This window comes from Weeksella sp. HMSC059D05, assembly GCF_001809725.1.
GTDB lineage: Bacteria > Bacteroidota > Bacteroidia > Flavobacteriales > Weeksellaceae > Weeksella > Weeksella virosa.
In genome coordinates this window covers 185,689-196,952 of record NZ_KV798535.1, presented here as the reverse complement: position 1 = coordinate 196,952, position 11,264 = coordinate 185,689, and the positions used below count along the sequence as shown (strand labels likewise).

Genomic DNA, 11,264 nt, shown 5'->3' with positions numbered 1-11,264 from the left:
TGTTCTTATCTCCTTTTATACTATGATGTGTTTAAAAATTTTCTTTTTCAATGTTTAGGTTTAGGTTTCGATAAAAGTAACTATTTTTATGCACTCTATAAAAAGATTAACCAAATAAACAATGAAGACCGAACTTAACCTCATATTAAACAAAACACCTTTTAAAACTATATCATTACTACTTTTATGCTGGCTTGTAATGGTATTGGTAAATTACTATATCAACACACATATTTTTTATATTGGTACTAGAATTACCTTCCCGATGAGTGTAGTCTACTTCTCACCTCTTTACCTAAAAGGGATTTTTTTTGCAGTTTGTTTTCTTGTTTTTAGTAGTATAGTTACGTATTATCATTCGACCATTAGTAAAAAAAATATTATCCTTGCTTATTTTATTATGATTATCTTAGGTAATCTTGCTCAAGGTTCTATGCATCAGTCTTTTTTACGCTCTATCGTTGATACTGATTTCCAATACTATCATGATGCCATACTCATAGACAACGGAAAAGTTTTTTTAAGTCAGTTTAACGAAATTCAGCAAGACTTAAAAATGCATTCCAAAACCCACCCTCCCTTTACTGTTTGGATTCATTATTTCTTTCTCAAACTAACCAACAACTCGCCAATTGGTCTAGCTTACGGACTGTCTGTTTTAGGGCTTATAAGTGTATTCCCTTTATTGAAAATCCTTAAGCTATTCAATTTTAGTGATGCTAAAAGAAATCTTTTTGTTATACTTTTTGCTGCAATTCCATCTATCAACATTTATTCTATAGTATCAATTGATGCCATTTACCTTACTTTTTCTTTATATTTTCTTTATGGTTTACTCTACTCTATAAAAACTCAAAAAATTTCGTTTATAAGTATTTTTTATATGTTTTTAGGGTTTACCTTTTCTAATATGATTTCTTTTGGAGGAACTTTTCTTGTTTGTGTAAGTGTTATCGCAAGTATCTACCAATGGAGGAAAAAAAAAGAAATAGCAACTCTAACGAATTCTATCATAGTTGGACTACTGTTTGGTATTATGATGATTCTTTTCTATACACTTCTAAATTACAACCATATAGAAGGTTTTTTTACAGCATCGAGATTAGAAAACCCTAGAGGTTTTAGAGGTTTTGATGAGCCAAGAATATACTTTTTTACTCGGATTGAGAATATCTCTGAAATTATTTTGTTTCTTTCTTTAGGTTTTTTTGCATTCCTATTACAACCTAGCAAGCTTTACTTGAAAAAAACAGATGTAAATTATTATTTACCATTGATTGCCCTCTTTTCTCTAGTATTAATGTTTGTAGCTGGAGCATATTGTACAGGTGAAACAGCAAGGGCATGTATTTTTATTTATCCTTACTTATTATTATTTCTTTTCAACGTTCGGGATTATAACATCTTAAAAACTATAACCTATTTAGCTATATTTCAAACATTCGGGATGCAAATGCTTGGCGACTACTTATGGTAAAAGAAAAATTATTCGAAAAAACGAAAATGCGGTTTGGTGGCTAAACTCAACATGGCTGCATCGCCTTTGGTATCACCAAAAGCCAAAATCTCATCATAAAGTGTTAAATCAATTTCCATTTCTATTCGGTTTTTTTTCTGTTGATAATTACAGTTTTCTGAGGCAAATTTACCTGTAAACACATCACGTTCATCATACTCGGTTTGTGTACAAATTAAGCCACAACCAAAATAATCGGCAAAAGGTTGTAACCAAATATCGACCGATGCAGAAACGATAAATTTATCGTGATAATTATTGATAGCTTCTACATATTTTTTTGCCTTGTCACGCAAAATAACATCTTTTTTTGCCCGAAAATAGGCTTGTGCCAATTGCTCTAACTCTTTTCGACTTTTACCTTGTAAAAAATCGGCTATAAAAGCTTCTTTAGCTTGGGCAGCATCGGTAATTTTCAGCTTTGTAAGAACAAAAGAAATGAAATGCTTCCTGAAAATTCGGTTGTACTCGCTAGGAAAACTGAATTTAAGAAAATCGAAAAGAGAGTCAACATTGGTCAACGTACCATCAAAATCGAATAAATAAAGTTTTCTTCTCATCGTTTACATTTTCATTCGCTTGAACACAAATTCTGGGATCAATTTTATAATCAACATAATATATCTCCAAACAAAACTTACATAAACTGTATTTTTCTTTTTCTTATAAGCTCGATAAATACTGTTCGCTGCTTGCTGTGGCGATGAGGTCAATGGTTTTGGTGTCTCTATGTTTGCCGTCATTTGCGTATCCATAAAACCCGGAATCACCGTCAGTACATGCACTTTTTTATCAAACAAATAGTTGCGCAAGCCTGCTAAATACGTCGTGAAACCTGCTTTGGCGCTCCCGTACATGAAGTTACTTTGTCGACCTCTTTCACCGGCAACCGAAGAAAGAGCGATGATCGTACCTTGTTCTTTTTCAGCCATTTGTTGAGCAAAATGATTAAGCAAGACAACCAGATTTGCATAATTGATTGCTATGATGTTTTTCGAGTTCTGATCATCAAACAACCCTTCATCCGAATTCTTACCCAAGAAACCTGATGCACAAAAAACCAAGTCAGAGGAAATATCTTTTACAAAGGAAAAATCACTTCCTTGCCGTAAATCTATCGTATGTACCTGACAACTTTGTTTGTATTTCACCTCGATATGTTGGGCAAACTTTTCGGTTAGTTTGGGATTGGAAGTCAATAAATAAAGCATCGGAAATCGTTCTCCTTCTGTCAATATTTTTTCGACAAACGCTCTTGCCACATCCGAATTTGGACCAATTACGACCATGATTTATTTGTTTTTAAAAAGATGAATTCGTTGATTTTGAAGAGAATCGAATTTGCTCGACTCCGTATTTTGCAAATAATCTGTCAGGACAATATCAGACATTGCGTCTTTGGTTCGGTAAATTCTACCGTCATACTGTTTTACCAAAGCATCTAATCGTTTCACCAATTGTGGCAAATTTTTGTTCAACTTAAAATCCAATGCGAGTGTATATCCCGGAAACGGAAACGAGTTATAAGCTTGTGGATTATTGAGTCCGAAAAGCTTCAGTACAACTAAAAAAGAACCATTCCCGCTTTGGGCTATCGTTTCTAGAATTTTGCGCATACCTTCTTTCCCATTTTCTTTTGGGATAACAAATTGATATTGTATAAACCCTTTCTTCCCGTAAATTCTATTCCAATGAAAAACAGCATCCAACGGATAAAAAAACGAATCAATATCAATGATTTGTCCACTTTTTTTCTTGAGTTGTTTATGATAATACAGAAAATTGAAAATTTTTATCGACCATGGATTCAGGACAAACGACGGGAAGTTGAATGGTATGTTAAGATGAAATTTCTTTTTCACGGTTAAAGGTTGTTCATACAGTTTTCCTGATAATTGTTTACGCACTGCATGTTCTCCTCTAAGCAACAATCCTTTGCCTAAATTTTTACCTTTTTGTAGACAATCTATCCATGCAACAGTATACGTCCAGCTTTCTGACTCGTCTATCAGTTGATACATTTCGTCTAGGTTCTGAGCCTGAATCGCTTCTTGTTGTATATAGGCTGTCTCTATTTTTTTGAGTTGAAACCGAGCAGACAGAATAATTCCTGTAAGGCCCATACCACCGATTGTTGCCCAGAAATAAGCTGCATTTTCTTCTCTCGAACAGCGAAGTACTTCACCATTTTCGATCATCAAATCAAAATATAGAACATGCTCTGAAAAGCATCCATCTACATGATGATTTTTACCATGAACATCCGAAGCTATGGCTCCTCCTACCGTAATAAACTTTGTGCCCGGCGTTACGGCTATGAAAAAACCTTCTGGGATAATCACTTCGATTATTTCGGATAAGAGTACACCCGATTCGCATTCGATAATGCCATTATCTCGATCAAAATCGATAAAATAATTTAATCTTTTGGTCGAAAGCAAAGTATCTTGCAAAGAAGCATCTCCGTAACAGCGTCCATTTCCACGAGCGATGATGGTCGGTTCTTGCGCGAGTACTTCTTGTATTTCTTCTATGGTTTGTGGAGTATATTCTTTGGCAATAATTTCGGGATAATTTCCCCAATTACTTACAGGTTTTTTGGTGGGATGTATCATTTTATTTCAGATAAATTAAAAACGTAAAGGCCAACCCCCAAAGCAAAAGAATCACTTGCAAGAAGCGGTCTTTGTACACCATTTTTGTTGGCGATTCGGTTGCATTGAAAACCATTGTTTGTTGCAAATATCGCAAAACTCCTAGAATGACAAAGATAAACGTATGAAAAACATAATGATGAAATCTGCTCTGTACTTCGTCTGACAAGACAAACATAATGTAGAAAACAATAGTAATCCCGCAGACCATCCCTAGTGTAACATTGAGAAATTCTATACTGTATCCTTCTAATGATTTTCTGGTTTTTCCGGTGAGATTTGTATTCATCAATTCGCCGCGTCTTTTCCCCAATGCCATGATTAGTGCAAGAGAGAAAGTAAGAATCACTGTCCAATCAGATACGGGTAAATCGGTTATATAGCCTCCTACCAAAACTCGCAGCAGAAAACCAAAGGCAATTATCATTACATCGAGCAGTGGTATATGTTTCCAACCCATCGAATAGCCGATATTCATAAAAAAATAAACAGACAACAAAAAAAATACCTTCCAATTGCCCATCACCGTTATCATTGCGACTGAAGAGAAGAGCAAAAAAAACAATAAAATGATAGCTGTATTTTTGCTTAAAGCACCGCTTGCCAAGGGGCGTTTTTTCTTTTCGGGATGCAAGCGATCTGCTTCAATATCCATGTAATCATTGAGGATATACACACTACTAGCTACTAAACTGAAAGCAATAAACCCAATAATAGACTTACCCAAGAGATCGACATCGAGTATTTTTGCAGCAAAGAATATAGGTAAGAATACAAATAAATTCTTCACCCATTGATGCACACGCATCAATTGTAGAATAGCTGATAGTTGAGTATTGGTTGACAATTCTTTATAGGTTTTAAGTGTTTACATTAGCTCCTAAATTTCGGTATTGCTGTTTGAAATGTTCTGTCCATTTTTTCCATTGTGCAAACTGAGCATCAGGGTGACTTTCTTTTTCTAACAATTGTTGTATTTGATGATCTGAAAAGTCTTTCGGGAAGTTTTCCATTGCATCCAACTCATTGTTCAACCACGCTTCATTCAAAATAAAATTCACTCGGTTAATATCCAAATCAATTCCATAATCATGATAAACTCCCGAAGCCGTCGATCGAAAAGTTGTTTGCATTACCTCTGTTTTGGTCCTACACAAAAGGTTCTTATTTTTTTTGTGCAGATGATAATAGACGGCCGCATTGCGCAACTGTATTTTTTCATTCAACTGATTCACAGAATCTTTCCAAATATACAACCAATAATCTTTATGATACAATCCCATCAGGATAGAATTCAACGCCCAATATTTTCGTTTCGTATCATTATCCACCAAACCCAAACGAAACAAAAGGGAGAAAAACTTGAAACGGTTGAACATATAAATGTCCATCAAAAATTCGGGAGCTGTAAAAAGCTTTTTAGGTATTGTTCGGTCTAAGTTTTCAGACAAAGGAGAAATGGCTAAATTTTCGTCATCCCTTTCATTGCCAAGCCAACCCAATTTCACCAAGCCTATTTTTTCTTTTTGCATTTCGGTGACCAAAACAGATAAATCTACTTTCTGAGTAAACCAAACATCGTCTTCGGTCACCAACACATACGATTGGGTTCGCTGCACAGCGTCTACCCACAAATCGGTCGGAATGGTAAACCCGTTGAGTTTATCCGTATCAAAGCGGTGATTTTCGATGGATTCTGATTTCTGTCTGTATTGTTTGGATAATCGAATTTCTATACGTGGATACTTTTGTCTGATTCGATCGAGATATTTCGCAGGCGTCCCATCATCGAGAACAGTGATAGAATCGTAGCCGCTAACATATTTTTCTATCGACTGTAAACAACGATCGAGATAATGCGGCCGATTGAAAGATTTGATGAGGACCTCCATATTACCAGCCTATTTTTCGTTGAAGTTTTTTGAACAATGAATTTTCTCTTTTCGATAAGATTTGATACACCTCATCATTCGACAAATCCTGCAACAATTTCCCATCTAATTTTTCTACTCCTCTTCTTTCTAAAGTATTTCTTATCACTTTCTTGAAATCATCTTTTGCCGAATCTTTATTCTTTTGCTGAGAAACTCCTTTTTCATGCAATCGATAGAGGTACAAAGGCTTTGGTAAAAAATAGAACGGACCAACTTCATACAACTTCAAATACAAATCCTGGTCTACTGCAGATTTCAAAGTAATATCAATATTCTCTATTTGCTGAAATGCTTCTTTTCTGAGTGTAAAGAAATGTGCAATTGAAGTGTTGATATTCACAAACAATTGATCATTGGCGGGAATCTTAGAAGTTCGTTCGAAAAGTCGAAGCGGCTGTAAATCATCATCGCACAACAACATCTGAGAATAAACCGCAACAATTGAGGGGTTGTTCTCGTAACTGTTTTTCATTTCTTCTAACGCTGTTTTTTCCAATGCATCATCCGGATCTACAAACCCAAAAATATCTCCCGTTGCCAAAGATAACAACCGATTTTTGGTAAATCCGACCCCTTTATTTTCTTGATTCTGATACAATTGAATACCCGGATTTTGTGCAGCCAACTCTTGTAACTTTTGATACGAATCATCTTGCGAACAATCATCGACGATGATAATTTCAAAATCTTTATACGTCTGATCTAGAAGCGATTGATAACATTGTTGAAAATACTCCCAATTCTGATAATGGGCTATAAGGATAGAAAATTTCATAACTTAATCAGCAATTTCTTTATACTCATCATATAATTTATTGACTAAATCAATATCAATATTTTCTTTCATTTCGAAAATATATAATGAGTTTGCTTTTTCTTTAATTTCTAAAAATTGTTCAATTATCTGATATTCTTTTCTAAAAGAATAATCGTGTACAGCAATTATAATTTTCTTATTATTTATTTGAGAAATTATGGTTTGCAATACACACGCCACCCTAAAACGACCATCTACCAATACGAAATCATATAGATTATCTGGATATTTTTCATATACTTCTTTAGAAAACCGCTCGAATGTATGTTTTTTTTCATTGCTAACTGGGTACCCCCAAAACTTGGTCTCACCAATATTTACAAATAAAATCTCTAAACGTGATGGAATATTTTTTCTTATTATTTTATATTTCATCATACTGGCAATCCAAGATTCATTGGTATCAACAGAAATAATTTTAGCTTTAGAATTTAATAAAGCGAAAATAGTGCTTCCCCCTAAACCGAATTCAAGATAATTTTGTGTATTTTTTATATACTTTTTCAGCAACTCCTTCTCATCTTCATGCATAATAAAAGGGTACTGATTAGGAATATCCCTACGTTGATTGATATAAGTAAGAATAGAATCTTTTAGTTTTTTAGTAGAGCTTTTTATCATTTTTTTTTCAAAGATAATAAACCTTAACTATTCTCATTAATTTTATTGGTAATCTTCCAATACTAAACACTATTAATTACGGGAGCTGCTGGTTGTATCGGTTTTATGTGTACTGCAAAAGCTGTTTGTTTATCTGTGGAGTTGATGGCTACAAACATTCTTTACCAAAGTTTGTATTGACCATCTGAGCAAAAACAAGAAAAAAAAGTGTTAAAAATTTCGTAAATTGGTACACAGAATAGTATAACAAATAAAACTTATGCAGCAACCTCTAGTGAGTATCAACATTCCGGTTTATAAATGCGAAGCGTATATCCAACGCTGCATGGAGTCGGTGAAAGCACAAACTTACCCGAACATCGAAACAATTTTCGTTAACGATGCTACACCCGACAATAGTGTGGCTTTGATCGAAGAGTTTATGCAAAACAATCCACAACTGTCGATGCGTTTGGTACATTTAGAAAAAAATCAAGGCCTATCGGTTGTACGCAATCGCGGAATTGACGAATCTTCTGGGAAATATATTTATATGTTGGATAGTGATGATTATATCACCCCCGATTGCATCGAAAAATTGGTTATTAACTCAGAAAAATACAATGTAGAAATTTCGGTAGCCGAAACCGTTTGCGAATACGAAGATACAGGTGAACGTGCTTATCTTTTTCGTATCAACAGCATCAATTCTATCGTGATGGAAAACGAAAGAATCTTCAAACGATTTGTTTACGGCGATTGGCCAATCATTGCACCGAATAAATTATATCTAAAAAGTTTCATCACAAAGAACAATTTACGTTTTGTACCCAACCTATATTCACAAGATGAGCTTTGGGCATTTCATTGTGCAGAAAAATTGCATTCTATCAGTTTTATACACGATACTACCTATATCTATTATTTGCATAGCAAATCGACAATTGCCAATAAAAAGAAAGTTAATTTCGAGAATCATCAAACCATTTTAGAGTGGTTTACCAAATCCTATCATCAGACCAAGAATGCAGATCGCAAAAAGTGGATTCGCAAGAAAATTGTGAATTTCAAAGATTTAACGATGATCATGCAGTACAAATTCATGCGCGATGATGTGTCGTATTGGAAACAAAACTACCGCAGAATGAAAAAAGCACCGAGCCTGAAACTGTCGGATTATCTAACGAATGATTTCACCAAAAAAGAAAAGAAAGCAAATATCTTGTACAATCTTCCTGCCGAAATTGGCTATCGACTATTCAAGAAAAGATACGAGGGATAACAAGCTGAGGCTTGTTTTTGGTTGGTGAATTTTTATTAGTAGGTATAACTTGTGATTTGAGCGTGAAGTTCAAAATAATTGACAAAAAAACTACATCAATGAACAAGAACAAGTAATTCTCCGAACTTACCCATAATACTTCTTGATCAAATTTTCTAAATAGTCTGTTTTGTTGGTGATCTCAAAACGATAGGCCAATTCGCTTAGATCGATGCTATAATGTTCGCCTTTGGGTTCTAAATTTACTTTTGCTTTTCCTCCGAAAACTTTTTCGAAACCTTCGATAATTTCTGGAATATGAAAATTCTCGGTATAAGCAACATTCACAATTTGGTTTTTCTTATCGTGCTGTATATAAGAAAGAGCAATGTTTTTCACGTCTTCGACATCAATCAAATTACGCGTTGCAAATTGATGTATCGTTAAGGCAGCTTGATCCATAAATTGTCGATAGAGATAATTCATCAGCAAGTTGGGATTTCCTCCCTTCCCAACGGCATTGCTCACGCGCAAAATCAAATAATTGCTTGCTTTTTCTTTGATGATTTCTTCCATGTGTAATTTATGCAACACATAAGGGCTATTGTATTTGGACGAATCGTAAATAGAACATGTGCTGAAATACACAAAAAAGAGGTTTGGATACTGCTCAATCGTTTCTTCGATTAATTTTTGCTCTCTCATGAACTGACTCGGATCTGTTTCAGAAGAGTTCGATACACCCGAAGCAAAAAACAAAACTTTATCCGAATCGACCTCAGCAAATTGAGTCGCAATTAAACCTTTTCCTATGATCATATTTCGGAATGTTTTTATTGTTTAAATAATTTAGATTTTATTTTTCTAATTATATAATTAAAAATATATCGAGTAGGAATCTGATCAAGAATCGGATCGATCGATAAGATCTGATGATTGAATACCACATTTTTTATTTTCTCCTTTGATCTTTCTTCTTGTAAAATTCTATGTAGAATTCCGTACATATTGACCATTTCTTTGTAAGTGTTTTTTTCTTCGGTCCAACTCCCATGCCACGATCCCGAAAAATGGTGCACTACGTAATTTCTTGGTAAATCGAGCGAAAAATAATTAGAAGGAAACAACTTTACCCCATACTTCAGTTCCTGAAATTCGTCTTTGTTTGCATCGGCACCAAATTCTTTGACTAATAGTTCTGAAAAAATTTGTGTGTTTGGAATTTCCTGATAAACCGATTGTTCATAGAATTCTATCATTTTTTTTGCTAAAATATGTTCTTTCTCGACTCCCCAAAATGCAGAATAAGGAATTCCCTTTATTTCGAAACCACAGACCGCCCTGTATTCTATAAAATCGTTTAACGTGTTACGCAATTCCATATCTGTGTCCAAATAAAAACCACCCCATTCGTACATGACCTTTGCGCGTGCAAAATCTGACACAAATGCCCATTTTTGTTTAGCGTATGCTTCTTTTACAAAATCGTTTTGGGAAACATCAAAATTATCTTCGTTCCATTCTATAATTTCATAATCGGGTAAATACTTTTTCCAAGATGCAATACAAAACTCGACCAAAGGAGGTTTTAGATTTTTTCCAAACCAACAATAATGTATTTTTTTAGGAATCATAATTTATAATATTTAGCAACACTTGGGTGTCCAATATGTAAAATAACCTCATCATCACAACCTACATCACCATCGCAAACACAAAATTGTTTGGGCAAAACATACGGATGAACACCTGTTTCCCAAGCTGCTTTCCACATAACCAAAGAACCGCGAGATGGATCACTTTGCATGATCTCCTTGCACGCCGTATAATATTTCTCCCCAGCCGAATGGCCTTTCCATAAGGTCATCGGACTTTGGTTATACGATCTTCCCATACCCAAGCTCTCATCTGCAATGGGCTGCGTATCCAGAGATTGCACCATATCTTGTTTCAGTAGTTGACGAATATTGTACGGTGCACAAAACCCAAACTTTTGGGTAAGCATCACCAAAGCATAAATATTTTCGTTAACAATTACCATATCGGTATCAATTGCACAAGCAAAATCGGCTTTGGATTCTAACATACCTTTAAACCTAAAATAAACACTAGTTCGATAACCAAATCTCGGATGATCTGTATCGACAACCGGTGATTCTACTTTTATGATGTTTAAGCCATCGGTATCTTGCCAATCGAAATCAGTATAAACCGTAATTTTGGCGTTTGGGAAATATTTTTTTATACCCGAAAGTGAAGGTTCTAATCTATTTTGCTGACTAAGCACGGCGCCTCCTGCATTTACGCGTTCTTCACCGAATTCGGTAAAAATAAATTCGTATTGGTAGGATTTTATTTTTTCTATAAAAGTCGAATCCAATGGTTCAATTGCTTGAAAAGCTGTAAATACTCTTTCTTTCTTCTCCGTTTCTCGACCAATAAGTATTTTGATCGCTTTTTTTATTCGTTGTAGCATGTGGTT

General features: G+C 34.6%; 12 protein-coding genes. 2 read left to right on the top strand and 10 right to left on the bottom strand.

Annotation, left to right across the window (positions count from 1 at the left end; genetic code table 11):
- Positions 1 to 265 precede the first annotated feature (265 nt).
- Positions 266 to 1,477, top strand: a complete 1,212-nt coding sequence (locus tag HMPREF2660_RS05645; RefSeq protein ID WP_070486114.1) for a hypothetical protein — start codon at positions 266 to 268, stop codon at positions 1,475 to 1,477.
- A gap of 8 nt (positions 1,478 to 1,485) precedes the next feature.
- Here HMPREF2660_RS05645 and HMPREF2660_RS05640 read toward each other — a convergent pair whose 3' ends face one another.
- Genes HMPREF2660_RS05640 through HMPREF2660_RS05610 form a run of 7 tightly spaced genes read right to left on the bottom strand, consistent with a single transcriptional unit; the run spans position 1,486 to position 7,542 of the window.
- Positions 1,486 to 2,076, bottom strand: coding sequence for an HAD-IB family hydrolase (locus tag HMPREF2660_RS05640; RefSeq protein WP_070486026.1), 591 nt, complete (start codon positions 2,074 to 2,076; stop codon positions 1,486 to 1,488).
- A gap of 3 nt (positions 2,077 to 2,079) precedes the next feature.
- Entirely contained in the window at positions 2,080 to 2,805 is a 726-nt protein-coding gene (locus HMPREF2660_RS05635; protein WP_070486025.1) for an SDR family NAD(P)-dependent oxidoreductase, read from the bottom strand.
- 3 nt (positions 2,806 to 2,808) lie between these two features.
- Positions 2,809 to 4,131, bottom strand: coding sequence for an FAD-binding oxidoreductase (locus tag HMPREF2660_RS05630; protein WP_070486023.1), 1,323 nt, complete (start codon positions 4,129 to 4,131; stop codon positions 2,809 to 2,811).
- Position 4,132: 1 nt separating this feature from the next.
- A complete protein-coding gene (locus HMPREF2660_RS05625; RefSeq protein ID WP_083299069.1) occupies positions 4,133 to 5,017 on the bottom strand; it encodes a decaprenyl-phosphate phosphoribosyltransferase in 885 nt (294 codons plus the stop codon).
- Between the two features lie 13 nt (positions 5,018 to 5,030).
- Positions 5,031 to 6,062 (bottom strand): glycosyltransferase family 2 protein, encoded by a 1,032-nt coding sequence (locus tag HMPREF2660_RS05620; RefSeq protein ID WP_013597719.1) that lies wholly within the window; start codon positions 6,060 to 6,062, stop codon positions 5,031 to 5,033.
- A 1-nt stretch (position 6,063) separates the two neighbouring features.
- A complete protein-coding gene (locus HMPREF2660_RS05615; protein ID WP_070486021.1) occupies positions 6,064 to 6,879 on the bottom strand; it encodes a glycosyltransferase family 2 protein in 816 nt (271 codons plus the stop codon).
- A gap of 3 nt (positions 6,880 to 6,882) precedes the next feature.
- Positions 6,883 to 7,542 (bottom strand): hypothetical protein, encoded by a 660-nt coding sequence (locus HMPREF2660_RS05610; protein ID WP_013597721.1) that lies wholly within the window; start codon positions 7,540 to 7,542, stop codon positions 6,883 to 6,885.
- Between the two features lie 259 nt (positions 7,543 to 7,801).
- Between HMPREF2660_RS05610 and HMPREF2660_RS05605 the strand changes: the two genes are divergently transcribed.
- Complete coding sequence (locus HMPREF2660_RS05605; RefSeq protein ID WP_070486020.1) at positions 7,802 to 8,803, top strand: glycosyltransferase family 2 protein; 1,002 nt, start codon at positions 7,802 to 7,804, stop codon at positions 8,801 to 8,803.
- 126 nt (positions 8,804 to 8,929) lie between these two features.
- On the opposite strand, the gene HMPREF2660_RS05600 is transcribed toward HMPREF2660_RS05605, so the two are convergent.
- The 3 genes from HMPREF2660_RS05600 to HMPREF2660_RS05590 are packed head-to-tail and all read right to left on the bottom strand — an operon-like array spanning position 8,930 to position 11,258.
- A complete protein-coding gene (locus HMPREF2660_RS05600; protein WP_070486018.1) occupies positions 8,930 to 9,601 on the bottom strand; it encodes an NAD-dependent epimerase/dehydratase family protein in 672 nt (223 codons plus the stop codon).
- A gap of 14 nt (positions 9,602 to 9,615) precedes the next feature.
- Positions 9,616 to 10,416, bottom strand: a complete 801-nt coding sequence (locus HMPREF2660_RS05595) for a glycosyltransferase family 32 protein (RefSeq protein ID WP_070486016.1) — start codon at positions 10,414 to 10,416, stop codon at positions 9,616 to 9,618.
- Positions 10,413 to 11,258 carry a hypothetical protein gene (locus HMPREF2660_RS05590; protein ID WP_070486014.1) on the bottom strand — a complete coding sequence of 282 codons (846 nt, stop codon included), beginning with the start codon at positions 11,256 to 11,258 and terminating at the stop codon, positions 10,413 to 10,415. Before HMPREF2660_RS05590 ends, HMPREF2660_RS05595 begins: the two co-directional genes overlap by 4 nt.
- Between the last annotated feature and the right edge of the window lie 6 nt (positions 11,259 to 11,264).